This is a genomic window from Tistlia sp. (assembly GCF_040905785.1).
Taxonomy (GTDB): Bacteria; Pseudomonadota; Alphaproteobacteria; order Kiloniellales; family DSM-21159; genus Tistlia.
Window position 1 is genome coordinate 24,839 of the sequence record NZ_JBBDQW010000088.1, and the last position, 19,629, is coordinate 44,467.

Genomic DNA, 19,629 nt, shown 5'->3' on the forward strand with positions numbered 1-19,629 from the left:
TACCCCTTCGCTTCCTGGCGGACGGCCGGCCGTCCCTCGAACCCGTCAGCCGCGCAGCGCCCGGATCTGCTCGTGGTAGGCGCCCGCATCGACCTGCACGTCGACCACGGCCGGTCCCTCGCCCGCGAAGGCCTCGGCCAGCGCCCCCGGCAGCTCCTCCGGCGCCTCGACCCGGTAGCCCCGGCAGCCGAAGCCCCTGGCGACCGCGGCGAAGTCCGTCGCGGAGTAGCTCATGCCGATGCGCGGCAGCTGCCGGCGCTGCCGCTTGACGTCGATCAGCGCGATGCTCGAGTCGTTGAAGACGACGACGACCAGCCGGCAGCGGTTCTGGGCCGCCGTCGCCAGCTCGCCGGCGCACATCATCAGCCCGCCGTCGCCGGTGAAGGCGAGGGTCCAGCGCTCCGGCTCGGCCAGCGAGGCGCCGATCGCTGCCGGCAGGGCGAAGGCCATGGTCGAGAGGCCGCGCGAGATCAGCACGTCGCGCGGCGCCCTGGCGATCCAGAGCGACATCACCGGCAGCATGTGCGCGCCGGCATCGACGGTCGCGCGGGTCCCGGCCGGCGCGGCGGCGATCGCGGCGTCGACCAGGTCCTGGGGCGCGATCGGGCCGCCGGTGCCGAGATGCGCGCGGCGGTGGATCTCGGCCCGGGCCGCCAGGATCTCTCCCGGAGTCCAGCCGCCCGGCCGCAGGGCGCCTTCCAGGCGCGCCGCGAGGCCGCCGAGCTCGCCGGTCAGGCGCGCCTGCGGCGGCAGGTAGTCGCGCTCCAGGTCGTGGCGGCGCAGATCGAGCACCGGCTTGTCGTAGCGCCAGCGCTGCGGCGGGAACTCGATCGGGTCGGCGCCGTAGAAGACGACCGCGTCGGCGGCCTCGATCAGGCCGCGCTCGGCGTCGCCGTCGATGAAGGGGCCGACGGCGTGGCGGCCGTCGTCCGGCACCACGCCCTTGGCCTTGTAGCTGTAGAGCAGCGGGCAGTCCCAGGCGGCGAGCAACCGCTGCAGGCCCTGGGCGGCCGCCGGCTCGCAGGCCTGCAGGCCGGCGATGACCAGCGGGCGGCGGCTCGCGGCGAGCAGCGCGCGCGCCGGAGCCAGGTCGGCCTCGGCGATCTCCGGCTCGCGGCGCGGCCCGCGCCCGCCACCCGGCTGCGCCGCCAGCTCCGCGCGCAGCGCCCCGCCGAGGACCTCCAGGTAGACCGCGCCGGCCGGCGGCCCGGCCGAGCGGTCGAGCAGCGCCTCCAGCCCCTCGAAGGCGGCGGCCCCGTCCAGACGCAGCGCGCCGCGCACCAGCGGTGCCAGCATCGCCGCCTGGTCGAGGCGCTGGTGGCTGACGAAGTCCTGGGCGTCCTCGTAGCCGTCGCCGATCAGCAGCAGCGGCGCCCGCTCCAGGTCGGCGTAGGCGATGCCGTTGACGACGTTGGCGATGCCCGGCCCGCGCGTGGTCAGCACCACGCCGAGCCCGCCGGTCACCTCGGCGGTCGCCGCGGCCATCAGGGCGGCGGCCGTCTCGCCGCGCGTCAGCACGAACTCGATGCCGGCGCGCGCGGCGGCGTCGATGACGTCCAGGCTGCAGTCGCCGCCGGGCACGCCGAAGATGCGGCGCACGCCGCGCGCCGCGAGGCTGGCGGCGAGAACCTCCGCACCGGTGACGCCCTGGCGGCCCGCCGCGCTCAACTGACCGACCAGGCGAGGTCGATGGGCAGCGTCGCTCCCGAGATGTCGCGGCCGCCCGGGCCGCAGAGGAAGGTCATCATGGCCGCCACGCTGTCCGGCTCGACGAAGCGCCCGCCCGGCTGCCGGCCGACCAGGAAGCGCTCGATGGCGGCCTCCTCGGTCAGCTGCTCGGCCTCCATCATCGCCGCGATCACCTGGCCGCTGTGCGTCGTGTTGACCGAACCCGGGCAGATCGCGTTGCAGGTGATCTCAGTCTTGATCGTCTCCAGGGCGACCGCGCGCGTCAGGCCGATCAGCGCGGTCTTGGTGGTGATGTAGCTGGCCCGGTCGGCGGCGGCGAAGAGGCCGAAGACCGAGGAGACGTTGATGATGCGGCCCCAGCCGCGGGCGCGCATGCCAGGCAGCGCGCAGCGGATCGTGTGGAAGGCCGAGGAAAGGTTGACCGAGAGCGCCCGCTCCCAGTCGGCAACGCTGCACTCCTCGATCGGGCCGAAGACCCGCGTCACCGCGTTGTTGACCAGGATGTCGACCGCCCCGAAGCGCGCCTCGGCCTCGGCGACCAGCCGCTCGACCGCCGCCGCCTCGCCGACGTCGGCGTCGCTCGCCAGCACCTCGACGCCGTAGCGCTCGCGCAGCAGGCCCTCCTTCTCGCGCAGGACGGCCGGACCCTCGACGCCGTTGATCACGACGTTGCAGCCCTCGGCCGCGAAGGCGCAGGCGCCGGCGAATCCGATGCCCGCGGTCGAGCCGGTGATCAGGACGGTCCTGCCCTTCAGCACGGCCTGCTCCTTCCCGTCCGAAGACCGGAGCCCCCTCTTCCCGCTAGCGCCGCACCGCCTCGCTTCACGCCTTCTACCCTCTTCCGCCCTGCTCGTCGGCTCCCGGCGAGAGTATTGATAGCGATAACATTCTGTCAAGCTGCCGGCGATGAGCGGCCTGCAGGCGGCGCCTCAGGTGCTTTCGCGCTGAACGATGTCGAAGCCGAGATCCTTCTCGACGATCCCGGAATCCAGCCCCTGGATACGTTGGAGCAGGATCGTCGCGGCGAACTCGCCGATCTCGCGGCGCGGCAGGCGCAGCGACGTCACGGTCGGCACCATGTGCTGGAGGATGTCGAGGTCGTCGAAGCTGGCGATCGCGAGATCCTGGGGCACCCGCCAGCCCTGGCGCTGGCACTCGAAGGCGGCGCCGATCGCCAGCACGTCGCCGGCGAAGAAGATCGCGTCGGGCCGAGGACTGACCTTCATGAGCTCCAGCAGCGCGCCGCGGCCGGCCGCCAGGCCCGGCGGCGTCGTGCGGATCAGCAGCGGCTCTGCCTCGACCTCCAGGCTTTCCAGCGCCGAGAGGTAGCCGCGGCGGCGCTCGCTAGCACGGTCATTGCTGCCGGTCTCCAGCGAGACGAAGCCGATCCGCCGGTAGCCGCGGCGGAAAAGGTAGCGGGTCATCGCCTTGGCCGCCTCGAAGTTCGAGTAGCTGACGACGATGTCCAGCGGGTCGCGCGACAGGTCGCCGGTCTCGATCACAGGCACGCCGGCGTTGCGCACCAGCGCCCGCGCGCGCTCCGTATGGGTCGTGTTGTGCAGGACGATGCCGCTGACCCGCTGCTCGACGAAGGCCGCGATCAGCTTCTCCTCCGCCACGATGTCGTGGCCGCTCTCGGCGATCAGCAGGTGGAAGGAGGCTTCGGCCAGCGCGCCGGCCGTGGCCTGGATGGTTTCGGCGAACAGCGAGTTCTTGATGCTGGGGACGATCAGCCCGACGACGTTGGAGCGGTTCGAGGCGAGGCTGCCGGCCAGGCGGTTCGGCACGTAGCCGACCGCCTCGATCGCCTCGAGGATCTTCCGGCGCGTCTCGGCGGAGACCTTGTCCGGCTCGCGCAGGGCGCGCGAGACCGTCATCGGCGAAACCTCGGCCCGTCGCGCCACGTCGGTCATGCGCACCCGCTGCGCGCCGCTGCGCTCGTTGCTTCTCGGCATCTGGCCCGCCCTGACGCTGTCTCTATCCTCTATCGCGACGCGAGTGTCGGCCCTGCCGCGATTCAGGGCAATTTGAACTTTCGGCGAAAGCGCCGTGATGATAACGATAACACGACGCGGCCGGTGGCGCCCGAACGGGCCGCCGTGGCCGAGCACCGGAACAGGGAAGACGACATGACCGAGAAAGCGGCCCTGGGATTCATCGGCCTCGGGCGCATGGGCGCGCCGATGACGCGCCGGCTGATCGAGGCCGGCCATGCGCTGACGCTGTTCGACACCGACGAGCGCGCCCTGGCGCCGCTGCTCGAGCTCGGCGCGACGCGCGCCGCCTCCCCGGCCGCTGTCGCCGACGCGGTCGAGGTGGTCCTGCTGTCGCTGCCGACGCCGGAGATCGTCCTGGCGGTGGCCGGCGGGCCCGGCGGCCTGATCGAGGGCCGCCGGCTGCGCACCGTGATCGACCTTTCGACGACCGGCCCCAAGGGCTCCCAGGCGCTCGCCGCCCTGCTCGCCGGCCACGGCATCGAGACCATCGACGCCCCGGTCAGCGGCGGCGTCGCCGGCGCCGCCAAGGGCACGCTTGCGGTCATGGCGGCCGGCAAGGCGGCGCAGCTCGAGGCGCTGCGGCCGGTTCTGGAATGCTTCGGCCGGGTCTTCGTGGCCGGCGCCGAGCCCGGCATGGGCCAGACCATCAAGGTCATCAACAACCTGATGTCGGTAACCGCCCTGGCGATGGCCTCGGAGGCGCTGGTGCTGGGCCGCGCCTCGGGACTGGACCCCGACGTCATGATCGACATCATCAACGCCAGCAGCGGCCGCAACAACGCGACGGAGGACAAGTTCCCCCGTTTCGTGCTGCCGCGCAGCTTCGATTTCGGCTTCGCGCTGGGCCTGTCCGACAAGGACACCCGCCTGTGCCTGGAGCACTCGGACGCCCTGGGCATGCCGATGATCGTCGGCAGCGCGGCGCGTCAGGTCCTGAAGATCGCCCTGGCGACCCAGGGTGCCGAGGCCGACCTGACGACCATCGTCAAGCCGCTGGAAGGCTGGATGGGCGTCGAGGTCAAGGGAAGGAAGGCGGAGGAACGATGAGCGAGTCGACCTACGAGATCTACGCGGTCAAGTACGCGCACCACGACCGGCCGGCGCGCGACAACTTCCTGGGCGGCGACCCGCACGAGACCAACATGCCGCTCGACTACTTCGTCTGGGCGATCGTCGGGCAGGAGCGCAGCTTCGTCGTCGACACCGGCTTCGACGCCGAGATGGGCGCCAAGCGGGGCCGCCAGATCACCCAGCCGCCGGCCGCCGGCCTCAAGGCCCTGGGCCTGGAGCCGGAGGCCGTCGAGGACGTGATCGTCACGCACATGCACTACGACCACGCCGGCAACCACGCACTCTTCCCCCAGGCGCGCTACCACCTGCAGGACCGCGAGATGGCCTATTGCACCGGCCGGTGCATGTGCCACCAGGCCCTGACCCACGCCTACGAGCCGGCCGACGTCTCGGTGATGATCCACCGGCTGTTCGAGGGGCGTGTGCGGTTCCACGACGGCGCCTCGCAGGTCGCGCCCGGCATCTCGGTGCACCTGGTCGGCGGCCACACCAACGGCCTCCAGGTCGTGCGGGTGCGCACCCGGCGCGGCTGGGTCGTGCTGGCCTCCGACGCCTCGCACCTCTACGCCAACATCGAGCAGCAGCGGCCCTTTCCGGTCGTCTACAACGTCGGCGACATGCTGGAGGGCTACCAAAAGGTGCGCGAGCTCGCCGACTCCGAGGCCCACGTCATCCCCGGCCACGACCCGGCGGTGCTGTCGCGCTTCCCGGCGGCGCGGCCGGGCCTGGAGGACTGGGTCGTGCGTCTCGACGCCGACCCGATCGGCGGCTAGCGGCGGCGTCCGCCGACGGCCCTGGCCGGCGCCGCGGTCTCCGCGCCCGCCCCGTCGTTCACGCCGTCGTTCACGCCGTCGTTCGCCCCGTCGTTCGCCACGAGCAGGCGCAGCGCCGAGGCCGCCGCTTCGCGCACGTGGCGGACCGCGGCCTCCCGGGCGGCGACGGGATCGCGCGCCAGCAGCGCCTCGACCAGCTGTCGGAGCTCCTCCAGGCTGTGCCGGCTGCGGCCCGGCGCTTGCAGCGACCAGGCGCGCAGCACCGTGACCCGCGAGTTGAGCATGCGCAGGGTGAAGCCGAGCGCCTCGTTGCCGCAGCCCTCGATCAGGCATTCGTAGAAGCGGTTTTTGGCGGCGATCCGGCCGATCGCGTCCTGGCGCTCGTAGGAAGAACGGACCTGCTCCAGCGCAGAGGCCAGGGCCGCCCGCTCGGCCTCCCCGGCCTGGCGGGCGAAGAGCTCCGCTGCCAGGCCCTCGAGCTGCTCGCGCACCTGGTAGACGCCGCGCGCCTGTTCGGCGCTGAGGCTGGCGACGAGCGGTCCGCGATGCGGCACGACCTGGATGATGCCTTCGGATTCGAGCTGCCGAAGCGCTTCGCGCACCAGGGTCCGGCTGACGCCCGTCATCTCGCAGAGCTGGCGTTCGGGCAGGCGCTCGCCGGCCTTGAAGCGGCCGACCGCGATGGCGTTGCGGATGCTCTCTATGACGCTGTGGCGCAGCGGCGCGGCGATCCGGTTGACGCGGAAATCGTGCTCGAGCGGCTCGGCCTGGCTCATGGGGTTCGTTCCGTCTCGGTCTCGCGGTCGCGGCTGCGCCCGGGCTGGTTATGCGCATTCGGTATTTCAGTCATACAATGTGCTCGGTCGATTGTCTGCCTTGCTCCCCGGGGCGATAGTGGTCGCCAGGGCCCTTCTTGCGGCCAGGGAGAGGGAGCGGCATGAAGCGACTCGAGGGGAAGACTGCCTTCATCACCGGCGGGGGCGCCGGTCTCGGCCGCGCCATGGCGCTCGCCTTCGCGCGGGAGGGCGCCGTGGTCGGCGTCGCCGACATCGACGAGGCCGCAGCGATGGCGACCGCCGCCGAGGCCGGCAACGACAGCCTAGGCTACGCCTGCGACGTCTCGCGGCGCGACCAGGTGCGGCAGGCCGTCGACGACTTCGCGACGCGTGCCGGCGGCCTCGACATCCTGGTCAACAACGCCGTCGCCTTCCACTACGCGCCGCTCGTCGACATGCCCGAGGAGGTCATCGACCGCATGCTCGACGTCGGCATCAAGGGCACCTACTGGGCGCTCCAGGCGGCGACGCCGCATCTGGTCGCGCGCGGCGGCGGCGCTTCGGTGATCAACCTCTCCTCCGTGGCGGTCTCCTTCGCGATCAAGAACGCCGCGGTCTACAGCTCAATCAAGGGCGCCATCGACACCCTGACCCGCCAGCAGGCCTGCGAGCTCGGCCCCCAGGGGGTGCGCGTCAACGCCCTGGCGCCGGGGCCGGTGGAGACGCCAGGCGCCAGCGCCGTGATCGACGAGGCCGGCTGGGCCGCGCGCCGGGCGCGGACGCCGATCCGGCGGCTCGCGACCGCCGAGGACGTCGCCGAGGCGGCGGTCTTCCTGGCCTCGGCGCAGGCGCAGAGCATCGCCGGCGTCACCCTGAAGATCGACGGCGGCGTCACGGTCGCCGGTCCCTGAGCGAGGCCGCGTAGAGACCGGTTCGGCTATTACTGATATGCGCAATCGGTAACTGCCAGGATCCGGCGCGCGCTTCTAGACTGCAAATAACGATCAAGCATTCGGCTCACGTAAGTTCCGAAATAGATGAGCCGTGCCGGGAGGAATACTGTATGCCGAACCAGCCGTTGGGGTTCGTCGGCCTGGGGCGCATGGGCGGCCCGATGGCGGGCCGACTGCTCGACGCCGGCCACGAGCTCGTGGTCTTCGACAGCAATCCCGAGGCCTGCGCCCCCCTGGTCGCCCGCGGCGCGCGCCAGGCCGGCTCGCCGCGGGAGGTCGCCGACCTGGCCGAGCTGGTGCTGACCAGCCTGCCGACGCCGGACATCGTCCAGGCGGTCGCCATCGGCCCCGAGGGGCTGGCCGAGGGCTCCCGGATCAAGATCCTGCTCGACCTGTCGACGACCGGCCCGGGAACCGCCGCCCGGGTCGCCGCCGCGCTCGGCGAGCACGACATCCAGTGGGTCGACGCGCCGGTCAGCGGCGGCGTCGCCGGCGCCACCAACGGCACCCTGGCGGTCATGCTGTCCTGCCCGCGGGCGACCTTCGAGGCGCTCGAGCCGATCGCCGGGATTTTCGGAAAGCTGTTCTTCGTCGGCGAGAAGCCCGGCCTCGCCCAGGTCGTCAAGCTCGGCAACAACCTGCTCGCCGCGGCCGCCCTGGCGGTCACCTCGGAGGCACTGGCGATGGGCGTCAAGGCCGGCATCGACCCGCGGGTGATGATCGACATCATCAACGCCAGCAGCGGCCGCAACAGCGCGACCCAGGACAAGTTCCCGCGCTCGGTGCTGCCGGGCACCTTCGACTTCGGCTTCGCGACGGGGCTGTCCTACAAGGACGTCCGGCTCTGCGTCGACGAGTCCGAGGCACTCGGCGTGCCGATGATCGTCGGCGCCATCGTCCGCCAGATGCTCGCGGTGACCAACGCCAAGTACGGCCCGGCCTCGGACTTCACCTGCATCGCCAAGGTCGTCGAGGAGTGGGCCGGTGTCGAGATCCGCGGCTGACCCGATCCCGCTGCGGCCGGCGCCCGTGCCGCTGGCGCGCCGCCTGGCCCGGGCCGCCGGCGCGGTCGGGCCGGAGCTGCTGTCGCCGCTGGTCGGCGAGAAGCTCAGGACCTGCCTGCTCGACTTCCTGGCCTGCGCCTTCGAGGCCGGGCCCCTGCCCTGGAGCCGCCAGGCGGTGGCGACCCTGCGCCCGACGCCGGGCGGCGCCGGCGTGATCGGCCTCGCCGGCGGCTTCGCGCCGGCCGAGGCCGCCTTCGCCAACGGCACGCTCGGCCACGGCCTGGTGCGCGAGGACATGCACGCCGCCAGCATCGGCCACCACGGCGTCGTCGTCTGGCCGGCGCTGCTGGCCCTGGCCCAGGCGCGGCCGGGAGGAGCCCCGGTCGCCGGCGCCCGCTTCCTGCTCGCGGCGCTGGTCGGCTACGAAGCCGCCTGCCGGCTCGGCCGGGCCCTCATCGACGCCGACCTGGCACGCCTGCACCGGCCGACCGGCCTGGTCTCGCCGCTCGGCGCCGCGCTCGGCGGCGCGGTGCTGGCGGGCCTCGGGGACGAAGCCGCCACCAGTGCCCTCGGCTTGGCCGCCAACACGTCTTCCGGCCTCAACGCCTGGCCGCACTGGGGCGGCAGCGAGATGTACTTCCACCCCGGCTTCGCGGCGCGCAACGCCGTCACCTGCGTCGAGCTCGCCGAGGCCGGCGCCTATGCCTCGGAGGGGGCGCTCGACGGCGAGGGCGGCTGGTTCGCCGCCTACCGGCGCGGCGCCGCGCCGCGCGAGCTGCGGCTCTTCCCGGAGGGCGACGCCGAGATCCTGGCCGTCTACAACAAGCCGGTGCCGGCCTGCAATTTCGCCCAGACCGCCAGCCAGGCGGCACTGCGGGTCGCTCGCGAGGTCGGCGCCAGCCGCGGCCCTGTCCGCTCCGTGGTGATCCGCGTGCCGGCCGCCGCGGCGGCCTACCCGGGCTGCGACTTCATCGGCCCCTTCGAGCGCGCGCTGCAGGCCAAGATGTCGATCCAGTTCTGCGTCGCCGCCGCCCTGGCCCGGGGCACGGTCGCCGAGTCAAACTACGCCGACCTCCGGGACCCGGAGATCCTGCGGCTGGTCGGCCGGACGCGCCTGGCCGTCGACGCCGAGCTGACCGCGCGCTTTCCGGCCGCCCAGGGCGCCGAGGTCGAGGTCGGCTTCGCCGCCGGCGGGCGGCTCAGCCACCGCCTCGACGACGTCGTGCCGGCGACGCCCGGCGAGGTTCGCCTGCGCTTCCGCGCCGCCGCCGAGGCCGTCCTCGGGACCGCCCGGACGACCGCGGTCGAGGCCTTCGTCGACAGCCTCGACGAGCAGGCCGACGCCGGCCGCCTGGCGACGCTCTGCGCGCCCGGCAAGGCGAGGGCGCGGCCATGAGCGAGTCCCAGATCCTGCTCGAGGGCTTCCTGCAGTCGCTCGCCGCCGGCCTGCTGGTCGGCGCGGTCTACGGCCTGATGTGCGTCGGCCTGGCGATGATCTTCGGCATCATGCGGGTCATCAACTTCGCCCAGGGCGACTTCATGATGCTCGGCATGTACGCCGCGCTGTTCATGTTCACCGGCCTGGGGCTGCCGTCGATCTTCGGCAGCATCGTCGGGCCCTACGTCGCGATCCTGCTGGCCGCGCCGCTGCTCTTCGCCTTCGGCTACCTGATCCACAAGCTGCTGATCGCGCGGGTCACCGGCATCCGCACCGTCTCGATGGAGGGCGAGGGCCACTATGCCCAGCTGATCCTGACCCTGGGCATCGCGCTGATCCTGCAGAACGGCGGCATGATCCTGTTCGGCTCGGAGCTGGTCTCGATCCGCACGCCGCTGTCGAGCTCGGCTTGGGAGATCGGGCCCTTCTGGGGCGAGATGGTCACGGTCTTCCTGAACCGCGGCCGAAGCATCTCGGCGGTCTTCTCGCTGCTGGCGATCCTCGCCCTGGCGCTGCTGATCGCCCGCTCGCGGCTCGGCAAGGCGCTGCGCGCCTCGGCCGACAACCCCGAAGCCTCGACCTACATGGGCATCGACGTCGACCGCTCCTACCGGATCGCCTTCGCGCTCGGCACGGCGATCACCGGCGTCGCCGGCGGCCTGCTGGCGACCAACTACCCCTTCCATCCCTTCGTCGGGCTGGAATACGTCATCGTCATGTACGCCGGCGTCGTGCTCGGCGGCATCGGCTCGATCACGGGAGCCTTCTGGGGCGGCATGGCGATCGGCCTGGTCCAGCAGCTCTCGACCCTGGTGCTGCCGACACAGCTGCAGAACACCGCGATCTTCGTCGTCTTCCTGATCATCGTGATCCTCCGTCCGCAGGGCTTCTTCGGGCGCGTGGTCGAGAGGACCTGACGATGGGCCTGCTCAAGTCCTCCTGGGCGATCTTCGCCTTCGCCGCGGTCTACGCGCTGGTCTCGCTGCTCACCGCGAGCTCCTACTACCAACTGATCATCACCCTGGTGCTGGTCTGGGCCTGCTTCGGGCTGTCCTGGAACATGCTGAGCGGCTACACCGGCCTGGTCTCCTTCGGCCATGCCGCCTTCTTCGGCATCGGCGCCTACACGACCGCGCTCGGCAACATCCACTTCGGCATCACGCCCTGGCTGCTGATCCCGGCGGCGGCCGTGATCGGCGCGGCCACCGGCCTCCTGATCGGCCTGCCGACCTTCCGGCTGCGCGGCCACTACTTCGCGCTCTCGATGCTCGCCTACCCGCTGGCCATGCTCTACGTCTTCGAGTGGCTCGGCTACCAGGAGGTGACGCTGCCGCTCGAGCGCGAGGATCCCGCGCTCTACATGCAGTTCGCCGACAACCGGGTCTACACCCTGATCGCGCTCGCCATGCTGGTCGGCTTCATGCTGATCACCCGCGCCGTCGAGCGCGGCCGCTTCGGCAAGTCGCTGCTCGCGATCAAGCAGAACGAGGCCGCGGCCGAGGCCGCCGGCATCGACACGCTGGGCTGGAAGCTGAAGGCCATCGCCCTGTCCGCGGCGATCGCCTCGGCGACCGGCGCCTTCTACACCGTCGTGCTGCTGGTCGTCACGCCGGGCTCGGTGTTCGGCATGCTGGTCTCCGCGCAGGCGCTGACGGTCACCATGTTCGGCGGCGTCGGCAGCGTCTGGGGCCCGGTGATCGGCGCCGTCGTCCTGATCCCGGTCGCCGAGGCGCTCCACGTCGAGCTGGGCGCGCGGCTGCCGGGCATCCAGGGCGTGGTCTACGGCCTGGCCATCGTGCTGGTCATCATCGCAGCACCCGAGGGCGTCTACTGGAAGGTCCGCGACCGGCTGCGCCGGCGCCGCCCGGCGCCGGCGCCGGAGGCGCAGGCCGAGGCAGCCGCCGCGGAGGCGGCGCCCTCCCTGGCCACGGCGGAGGCCGCCGAGGCGGCGGTGCGCCCGGTGCGCAACCGCACGATCAGCGAGGAGACGATCCTGGAGGTGCGTGGGCTGTCGCGCTCCTTCGGCGGCCTGAGGGCGGTCGACGACGTCTCCTTTTCGGTCCGCAAGGGCATGATCCTGGGTATCATCGGCCCGAACGGCGCCGGCAAGACGACGCTGTTCAACCTGCTCAACGGCTTCCAGCGTCCCGACGCCGGCGCAGTGCTGCTCGACGGCCGCGACATGGTCGGCCGCAAGCCCCACGTGCTCTGCGAGGCCGGCGTCGGCCGGACCTTCCAGATCATGCGTCCCTTCCCGCGCATGAGCCTCGCCGACAACGTCAAGATCGGCGCCTACGTGCGCGCCGGCAGCGAGGAAGAGGCGACGCGCCTGGCCGAGGAGGCGCTCGGCCTGGTCGGCCTCTCCGACATCGCCGACCGCCCGGCCTCCAGCCTGACCACCAAGCAGCTGCGCCTGATGGAGATCGCCCGAGCGCTGGCCGGCCAGCCGCGCCTTCTGCTGCTCGACGAAACGCTCGCCGGGCTCGGCCACGCGGAGGTCGGCGACGTGGTGCGGGTGATCCAGGACCTGGCCGAGGCCGGCATCACCATCGTCATCATCGAGCACACCATGAACGCCATGGTGCGCCTGGTCGACCGCTTCGTCGTGCTCGACCACGGCGCCGTGCTGGTCGAGGGCGAGCCGGAGGCGATCACCCGCCATCCCGCCGTCGTCGAGGCCTATCTCGGCAAGAAGTGGAGCGGCCGCCATGCTGCGGATTGAAGGCCTGCGGGCCGGCTATTCCGAGGTCGCGGTGCTCCACGGCATCTCGATCGCCGTCGAGGCCGGTCAGTTCGTCTCGATCGTCGGGCCGAACGGCGCCGGCAAGACCACCCTGTTCAAGGCGATCTCCGGAATCGTGCCGGCAATGTCCGGCGCGATCGAGTTCGAGGGGCAGGACCTGCTCGCCGTGCCGCCGGCGCGGCGCGCCCACCTGGGCATCGCCCACGTGCCCGAGGGGCGGCAGGTCTTCGCCTCCCTGACGGTCATGGAAAACCTCGAGATGGGCGCCTACACCGAGGCCGGGCGGCGCGACTGGGCGAGCAATATCGAGCGGATCTTCGCCTGGCTGCCGGTGCTCGCCGAGCGGCGCCGGCAGATCGCCGGCACCCTGTCCGGCGGCGAGCAGCAGATGGTCGCGATCGGCCGCGGCCTCGCCTCCTCGCCAAAGCTGATGATGCTGGACGAGCCCTCGATGGGGCTGGCACCGGCCATCGCCGACTTCATCTTCGAGCGGCTGCTCGAGATCCGCCGCGACGCGAACCTGACGATCCTGCTGGTCGAGCAGCGCGTGGCGGAAGCGCTGCAGTTCGCCGACCACGGCTACGTACTGGAAACCGGGCGCGTTGTCCTCGAGGGGACCAACGAGACGCTCAGCGCCGACGATCGGGTCCGACAGGCCTATCTCGGCATGTGACCGCGGCACCGGGCGCTTGGATCCGGGCCGGGGGCGGACACAACGAACAAGGAGGAAACGACAATGAGGTGGACCTATTCGACAGCGCAGGTCGCACGACGCGCCCTGCTGGCCGGCGCCGCCCTGGCGCTCGGCCTCGCCCTGCCCTCCGCCGGACCGGCCGAGGCCCAGGAAACCGTCAAGGTCGGGCTGCTGGCGCCGATGTCGGGCCTCTACGCGCGGCCCGGCAACGTCATGCGCATGGGCGCCGAGCTCGCGGTCGAGGACATCAACGCCGCCGGCGGCATCGAGGCGCTCGGCGGCGCCAAGCTGGAGCTGGTCGTGCTCGACGCCGGCGACACCACCGAGAAGGCCAAGAACGCGGCCCAGCGCATGGTCTCCGAGCATCCCGACCTGGTCGCGGCGACCGGCTCCTACCTCAGCTCCTTCACCCTGGCGGTGACCGAGGTGACCGAGCGTGCCAACCTGCCGATGCTGACGCTGTCCTATTCGGACCTGCTGACCGAGCGCGGCTTCCGCTACATCTTCCAGACCTCGGCGAGCTCTGGCTCGCAGGCCGCGCAGTCCATGCCGACCCTGATCCGCCTGGCCGAGGAGGCCGGCGCCAAGCGGCCGAAGACCGTCGCGATCATCACCGACAACACCGCCGCCTCGATCTCCTCGGTCGAGCGGATGAAGAAGGACCTGCTGGAGGAGGCCGGGCTCGAGCTGGTCGTCGACGAGGTCTTCACGCCGCCGCTCGCCGATGCGACGCCGCTGGTCCAGCGGCTGCGGGCAGCCCGGCCGGACATGCTGTTCTTCCTGCCGACGGTGATCTCCGACGCCAAGCTGCTGCTCGAGAAAATGAGCGAGTTCGGCCTCGGCGAGGGCAAGATCCCGACGATCTCCTTCGGCATCGCCATCGCCGAGCCGGACCTGCTCAACACGGTCAGCCCGGAGCTGATGCAGGGCGTCATCTCGGTCGTCGCCAACTGGGGCTCCAAGGGCCACGAGGAGATGATCGCGCGGCTCGAGGAGCGCTACGGCGAGCCCTGGATGACCCAGAACGCGATCTCGACCTATGGCGACATGTGGATCCTCAAGGCGGCCCTGGAGAAGGCCGGCAAGGCCGACCGCGAGGCCGTGGCCGAGGCGATCCGCACCCTCGACGAGGGCCCCTCGCCATACTACCCGGGCGGCGAGCTGAAGTTCGAGGAGAACGGGCGGCGGGTCGACGCCGGCCTGACCATCATCCAGTGGCAGGACGGCAAGCCGATCACCGTCTACCCGCCCGAGCTGGCGATGGCCGAGCCGATCTGGCCGACCAACTGAGCGGGTGACGCGCCGCGCCCCGCAAGCCGGCTGCCGGGCGCGGCACCTTTCCCGGAGACATCCAGAAGCACCACGAGGAGCGGGAGCATGAGCAAAGAGGTGTTCGACAAGGGCCTGGAGATCCGCAAGGACGTGCTGGGCCGCGAGTTCGTGGAGAAATCCTTCGCCGCCGCCGACGACTTCAACCGGCCGATGCAGGAGCTGGTCACCGAGTACTGCTGGGGCGCCGTCTGGGGCCGCGAGGAGCTGCCGCGCAAGACCCGCTCGCTGCTGAACCTGGCGATGATCAGCGCGCTCAACCGGCCCCACGAGCTGCGCATGCACATCCGCGGCGCGCTCCGGAACGGCGTCTCCAAGGAGGAGATCCGCGAGGTCTTCCTGCAGGTCGCGATCTACTGCGGCGTGCCCGCCGGCGTCGACTCCTTCCGCGTCGCCCGCGAGGTCTTCGCCGAGCAGGAGGGCGCCGACTAGCACCTTCCGCCCGCCATTCAGGCAGGGCGCCGGCCGCGAAGGAAATTGCCGCTCGGCGCGCCGGCGGCTATGCTCGCGTGGAAGTCATACCGGCCGCCAGACGCCGGAAGGAACGAGGGGTCCGAGCGATCGGGCCGGCGGGGAGGAATGGAGCTCAAGCAGCTCAGCCTGTTCACGACCGTGTCGGAGTTCGGCAGCTTTTCGCGCGCCGCCGCCGTGCTCGGCCTGGCGCAGCCAGTGCTGAGCCGGCAGATCAAGGCCCTGGAGACCGAGCTCGGCGTCGAGCTGCTCTATCGCAACGGCCGCGGCATCGTGCTGACCGAGCCCGGCAAGCTGCTCAACGACTACGCCAAGGGGCTGCTGGAGACCGCGGCGGCGGCCCGCAACGAGGTCATGGCGATGCGCTCGCGCCCGCGCGGGACCATCGCCGTCGGCATGCCGCCCTCGGTCGGCTTCGTGCTGACCGTGCCGCTGGTCCAGGGCTTCCGCGAGCAGTTCCCGCTGATCTCCATGCGCGTGATCGAGGGCTTCAGCGGCCATGTCCTGGAATGGCTGGTGACCGGCAAGATCGACGTCGCCGTGCTCTACAACGCGCCGCGCATGAGCAACCTGCTGGCCGAGCCGCTGCTCGAGGACGAGCTGTTCCTGCTCGGCCCCGCCCGCGACCCGGCGGCGCCGCCCGAGGGGCCGGTCGCCGCGGCCCGGCTCGCCGAGCTGCCGATGATCCTGCCGAGCCGGCCCCACGGCCTGCGCGTGCTGGTCGACGAGCGCCTGCACGCGGCCGGCATCACGCCCAACGTCACCGTCGAGATCGAGGCCATGCCCTCGACCCTCGCCCTGGTCGAGCGCGGCGGCGGCTACACCATCCTGTCCTACTCCAGCGTCCGCCACCTGGTCGCCGAGGGCCGGATCCGGATCTGGCGCATCGTCGACCCGCCGCTGACCCGCCACCTGGTGCTGGCGACGTCCAGCCAACGCCCGACCACCGTCGCCACCCGCGCCCTGACCGACATGGTCCGCCAGCAGGTCCGCCGCCAGCTCGAGCAGGGGCTGTGGGCGCCGGAGGCTGCGGCGTCCACAGCCGCGTCCCGGCCGGGTTTGCAGGGAACCGCTCGACCGCGCCCGGTCTCGCTGATGTCCTAGGGAACCAAGGTTGCGCCCAGCGTAGGCCCGCTCCGCATGCCTTGAGGGATCTGGTTCAAAAGCCGCGATGACCTATGCTAGATAGCCTCGGCGCAGCGCACCCGCCTGCGCGCGCCTGCCCAGCCGGCGGCGTCGTGCGGCGCTCGCAACGCAAGCGGCGTCCGGTGCCGGCCTGTCCGCTTGCTCGAGATCTGATCAAGGTTCGTAGAGACTTGCCGTCCCTCGTCGATTCGCCTGCCGATCGTCCCGAAGGGGCGCCCGGCGTCTTCATCGTCGGCGCCGGTGGCATCGGCTGCGCTCTGGGGTACGCTCTGCTCGCCAGCGGTCTCCAGGTAACCTTCGTCGAGATCGAGGAGCGCAAGATCGACTGGGGCAACCGCCACGGCGTCCAGGTCGACCGGCGGCCGGCGCTGCCCGCCTCCTTCGTCCCCTTCGAGACCTGGCGGGTTCCCGAGGGCGCCGTGGTCCTGCTGTGCACCAAGTGCTTCGACAACGCCGTCGTCCTCGACCGCCTGCCGACGTCGGTGATCCTGATGCCGATCCAGAACGGCTTCGATCCGGCGCTGCTGCCGCGCAGCTCGCTCGAGGGCATCTCCTCCTTCGTCTCGGAGTGCCTGCCCGATCGCCCTCATACCCGCATCACCCGGCGCGGCGACCTCCATGTCGGCCGCTGGGACGCCAACGCGGGCGTCGGGATTCCCTCTGCCGTCGAGCCCTTGATCCGCGCTTGGGAGCGTTTCGACGCCTTTCGGGTCAAGCGGGTCGCGGACGTGCTGCCCTACAAGTACTCCAAGCTCCTGTACAACGCGGCGATCAGCCCCCTGGCGGCCGTGGCGGGGCTCGACAACAGCCAGCTCCTGACAATCCCCGAGGCGCGCCGGCTGTTCTTCCGTATCCTCCGGGAGAACTACGAGATCCTGAAGGCCGCCGGCGTGCCCCTCGGCGTCGTCGGGCCGTTTCATCCCGACACGGTCTACAGGATCCTGAAGCTGCCGGTGATCGCCTGGCTGATGGCCTGGCCCTTCTCGCTCTCCCTGCGCAACACCTATTGCTCGATGTCGGGTGAGATTCCGAAGGGCCGCACCGAGATCGACTTTTTCAACGGTCACCTGCTGAGACTGGCGCAAAGCCAGGAGGCCCGCCTGAACCGGCTCTGCGTCGAGCAGGTGACGCGCATGTCCGCGGAGCGGGCGACCCCGGACCGGCGCTGGCTGAGGCAGCTGCTCGACGAGCCCCGGGACAAGACTGCCCCTGCCCCTCGTTCCGGCTGAGGTGTCCCGCATGGAACCACTCCGCGGTGCAGGGCGCGCCGGGCTGCCCGATGGACAGCCCTTGCGAAGGCAGGCCCGATGAGCGAACCCGGACGCATTCTGGTCACCGGCGGCGCGGGCTTCATCGGGAGCCATCTGGTCGAGCTTCTGCTCGCCGAGGGGCGCTCGGTGCGCGTCATGGAAAGGCCGGGTGCCCCCGTCTCGCACCTGCCCGGGGAGCGGATCGAGATCGCTTTCGCCGACCTGCGAGAGGCGGCGGCGGTCAGGGAGGCCGCCGCGGGCTGCGAGGTCGTCCTGCATCTGGCCGCCAATCCAAACCTCTGGTCCGCCGATCCGGACGAGTTCGAGGAGGTGAACCACCAGGGCACCCGGCGCGTCCTGGCCGCCGCGCGCGCGGCCGGGGCACGCCGCCTGGTTCACGTGTCGACGGAATCGATCCTGTCCCCGCCGGGCTATCGGGGCGCGATCACGGAGGAGACCGAGGCCAGGCTCGCCGACATGATCGGCGACTACTGCCGCAGCAAGTGGCTGGCCGAGCAGGCGGCCCGGGAAGCCGCGCAGGCCGGCGATCCCGTGGTCATCGTCAGGCCCAGCGTCCCGGTCGGGCCAGGCGATCGCGGCATGGGACCCTTCTCGCGCATGGTCCGCGATTTCTCCAAGGGCCGCATCAAGGCCTACCTGCGCGGCAACGTGAACCTGATCGACGTCCGCGACGTCGCCTCGGGGATCTGGGTCGCCGCGCAGCGCGGGGCGCCCGGACGCCCCTACCTGCTGGTCAACGAGAACTGGACGATCGTCGAGGTCATGCGCTTCCTGTCGGAGCTGACCGGCCGGCCGGCGCCTCGCTGGCCGGTGCCCTACGGCGCGGCACTGCTCTTCGCCTACCTCGAGGAGGGGTTCCATGAACGCCTTGGCACCAACCGCGTGCCGATGGCGACCGTGACCGGGGTCAAGCTCACCCGGCGCTCGTTCCAATTCGACGGCAGGCAGTCGGCGGCCGCCCTCGGACTGGGTCCGCTGCGCGACTGCCGGGGATCGATCGCCGAGCTCGTCGACTACCTGCGCGCCGCAGGACAGATTCCGGCCAGCGAGTCATGAATTCGGCATGAAGAGCGGCACAACTCTCGTGATCCTCCCCGGCGATGCCGGCGGCGCCCCCGGCATCGGTCCGGAGCTCGAGCTGCTCGGGCTTCCCCTGGTCCGGCGCAACGTTCTCTCCGCGGCGCGGGCCGGAATCGAGCGGGTCGTCGTCGTGACGGGCACCCCGGAGGCCCTGGCCGTCCCCCTCGAAGGCACCCTCGCGGCGCTACGGACACCCGAGGAGTTCAGCCTGCCGGAGGGACGCGTCATCCTGCTCGCGGGCCACGTGCTGGCCGACTCCGCCTGGCTGCGCGGCCTTTGCACCCGACCTCTGGCCCGAGGCGCGATCCTCCTCGACGAGGGCCCGGCGGCGCTGCTCGAGGGAACGGACCTGCCGGCCCGGCTGCTGGCGCGAGACTGCTGGCGGCCGGGCGAGGGCGCTTTCGCTGCGCTCGGCGAAGCCCGCACGGGGACCCTCGACCCAGAGCCGACGGGCCGGTTCGTACTGCAGAGGTCGACCGACCTCGAGCCCGCACGGAAGTGGCTGCTCGAGCGCCTGATCAAGAGCGGCGACTCGGCGCTGACCCGCCGCGTGTCCCGGCCGATCTCGCTGGCCATCTCCCGGCGCCTGGCGCCGACGCGGATCACGCCGAACCAGGTCACGGTGGTGAGCATCCTGATCGGCCTCGCGGGTACGCCCTTCTTCCTCTCGCTGTCGCCCTTCTGGCAGACGGCCGGAGCGCTCCTGCTCCTCGTCCACAATATCGTCGACGGCTGCGACGGCGAGCTTGCCCGACTGAAGTTCCAGTCTTCGCATCGCGGCATGATCCTGGATCTGTGGGGTGACAACCTCGTGCACGCGGCGCTTTTCTCCTGCATGGGACTGGGCTGGAGCCTCGGTATCGAGGCCGTCTGGCCGCTTGGGCTGGCGGTCCTGGCTGTGGCGGGAACCCTGGTGACGGCCTGGCTGGTCTACCGGCAGACGCTGCGCACGACGCTGGCCGGGACGGCCCCGCAGTTCTCCTCGGTGGCGCAGGACAGGGAAACGCGGCTGGCACGCTTCATGAGTGCCCTGGGCAACCGGGATTTCCTCTACGGGATCTTCCTGCTTTCCCTGTTCGGCAAGGCGCACTGGCTGCTCCCCCTGGTGGCCGCCGGCAGCCCGCTGTTCGCCCTGGGCCTCGTCGTCCTCTCCAGGCGGTCGGCGCCGACGGCCTGAGGCTGTGTTCTGGCCAA

General features: G+C 71.5%; 18 protein-coding genes. 14 read left to right on the forward strand and 4 right to left on the reverse strand.

The window, feature by feature from the left end:
• Positions 1 to 45 precede the first annotated feature (45 nt).
• The 3 genes from WD341_RS20025 to WD341_RS20035 all read right to left on the reverse strand — a co-directional run bounded on the left by WD341_RS20025 (position 46) and on the right by WD341_RS20035 (position 3,644).
• Positions 46 to 1,668 carry a thiamine pyrophosphate-binding protein gene (locus WD341_RS20025; RefSeq protein ID WP_368427263.1) on the reverse strand — a complete coding sequence of 541 codons (1,623 nt, stop codon included), beginning with the start codon at positions 1,666 to 1,668 and terminating at the stop codon, positions 46 to 48.
• A complete protein-coding gene (locus WD341_RS20030) occupies positions 1,665 to 2,447 on the reverse strand; it encodes an SDR family NAD(P)-dependent oxidoreductase (protein ID WP_368427264.1) in 783 nt (260 codons plus the stop codon). Before WD341_RS20030 ends, WD341_RS20025 begins: the two co-directional genes overlap by 4 nt.
• 171 nt (positions 2,448 to 2,618) lie before the next feature.
• Entirely contained in the window at positions 2,619 to 3,644 is a 1,026-nt protein-coding gene (locus tag WD341_RS20035) for a LacI family DNA-binding transcriptional regulator (protein WP_368427265.1), read from the reverse strand.
• A gap of 174 nt (positions 3,645 to 3,818) precedes the next feature.
• Between WD341_RS20035 and WD341_RS20040 the strand changes: the two genes are divergently transcribed.
• Both WD341_RS20040 and WD341_RS20045 read left to right on the forward strand, forming a co-directional pair.
• A complete protein-coding gene (locus tag WD341_RS20040; RefSeq protein WP_368427266.1) occupies positions 3,819 to 4,733 on the forward strand; it encodes an NAD(P)-dependent oxidoreductase in 915 nt (304 codons plus the stop codon).
• Positions 4,730 to 5,530 carry an N-acyl homoserine lactonase family protein gene (locus tag WD341_RS20045; protein ID WP_368427267.1) on the forward strand — a complete coding sequence of 267 codons (801 nt, stop codon included), beginning with the start codon at positions 4,730 to 4,732 and terminating at the stop codon, positions 5,528 to 5,530. The genes WD341_RS20040 and WD341_RS20045 overlap by 4 nt, the downstream gene beginning before the upstream one ends.
• On the opposite strand, the gene WD341_RS20050 is transcribed toward WD341_RS20045, so the two are convergent.
• Positions 5,527 to 6,306 (reverse strand): GntR family transcriptional regulator, encoded by a 780-nt coding sequence (locus WD341_RS20050; protein ID WP_368427268.1) that lies wholly within the window; start codon positions 6,304 to 6,306, stop codon positions 5,527 to 5,529. The genes WD341_RS20045 and WD341_RS20050 overlap by 4 nt on opposite strands.
• A gap of 161 nt (positions 6,307 to 6,467) precedes the next feature.
• Here WD341_RS20050 and WD341_RS20055 point away from each other — a divergent pair, with 161 nt between their 5' ends.
• The 12 genes from WD341_RS20055 (at position 6,468) to WD341_RS20110 (ending at position 19,612) form a co-directional block, all read left to right on the forward strand.
• The gene (locus WD341_RS20055) at positions 6,468 to 7,217 is read left to right on the forward strand and encodes an SDR family NAD(P)-dependent oxidoreductase (RefSeq protein ID WP_368427269.1); all 750 of its coding nucleotides are present in this window, start codon (positions 6,468 to 6,470) and stop codon (positions 7,215 to 7,217) included.
• A gap of 152 nt (positions 7,218 to 7,369) precedes the next feature.
• Positions 7,370 to 8,263, forward strand: a complete 894-nt coding sequence (locus WD341_RS20060) for an NAD(P)-dependent oxidoreductase (protein ID WP_368427270.1) — start codon at positions 7,370 to 7,372, stop codon at positions 8,261 to 8,263.
• Entirely contained in the window at positions 8,244 to 9,659 is a 1,416-nt protein-coding gene (locus WD341_RS20065; RefSeq protein WP_368427271.1) for an MmgE/PrpD family protein, read from the forward strand. The genes WD341_RS20060 and WD341_RS20065 overlap by 20 nt, the downstream gene beginning before the upstream one ends.
• Complete coding sequence (locus WD341_RS20070; protein WP_368427272.1) at positions 9,656 to 10,618, forward strand: branched-chain amino acid ABC transporter permease; 963 nt, start codon at positions 9,656 to 9,658, stop codon at positions 10,616 to 10,618. The genes WD341_RS20065 and WD341_RS20070 overlap by 4 nt, the downstream gene beginning before the upstream one ends.
• Positions 10,619 to 10,620: 2 nt before the next feature.
• The gene (locus tag WD341_RS20075) at positions 10,621 to 12,423 is read left to right on the forward strand and encodes an ATP-binding cassette domain-containing protein (protein WP_368427273.1); all 1,803 of its coding nucleotides are present in this window, start codon (positions 10,621 to 10,623) and stop codon (positions 12,421 to 12,423) included.
• A complete protein-coding gene (locus tag WD341_RS20080) occupies positions 12,410 to 13,117 on the forward strand; it encodes an ABC transporter ATP-binding protein (protein ID WP_368427274.1) in 708 nt (235 codons plus the stop codon). The genes WD341_RS20075 and WD341_RS20080 overlap by 14 nt, the downstream gene beginning before the upstream one ends.
• Positions 13,118 to 13,180: 63 nt before the next feature.
• Entirely contained in the window at positions 13,181 to 14,428 is a 1,248-nt protein-coding gene (locus tag WD341_RS20085) for an ABC transporter substrate-binding protein (protein WP_368427275.1), read from the forward strand.
• Between the two features lie 87 nt (positions 14,429 to 14,515).
• On the forward strand, positions 14,516 to 14,899 hold the full coding sequence (locus tag WD341_RS20090; RefSeq protein WP_368427276.1) for a carboxymuconolactone decarboxylase family protein: 384 nt from the start codon (positions 14,516 to 14,518) through the stop codon (positions 14,897 to 14,899).
• Positions 14,900 to 15,046: 147 nt separating this feature from the next.
• Positions 15,047 to 16,042: a LysR substrate-binding domain-containing protein gene (locus tag WD341_RS20095; protein ID WP_368427277.1), complete on the forward strand. Its 996-nt coding sequence runs from the start codon at positions 15,047 to 15,049 to the stop codon at positions 16,040 to 16,042.
• A 212-nt stretch (positions 16,043 to 16,254) separates the two neighbouring features.
• Entirely contained in the window at positions 16,255 to 17,313 is a 1,059-nt protein-coding gene (locus WD341_RS20100) for a ketopantoate reductase family protein (RefSeq protein WP_368427278.1), read from the forward strand.
• A gap of 78 nt (positions 17,314 to 17,391) precedes the next feature.
• Positions 17,392 to 18,411, forward strand: coding sequence for an NAD-dependent epimerase/dehydratase family protein (locus WD341_RS20105; protein WP_368427279.1), 1,020 nt, complete (start codon positions 17,392 to 17,394; stop codon positions 18,409 to 18,411).
• Between the two features lie 7 nt (positions 18,412 to 18,418).
• Positions 18,419 to 19,612 (forward strand): CDP-alcohol phosphatidyltransferase family protein, encoded by a 1,194-nt coding sequence (locus WD341_RS20110; protein ID WP_368427280.1) that lies wholly within the window; start codon positions 18,419 to 18,421, stop codon positions 19,610 to 19,612.
• The last annotated feature ends 17 nt before the right edge of the window (positions 19,613 to 19,629 follow it).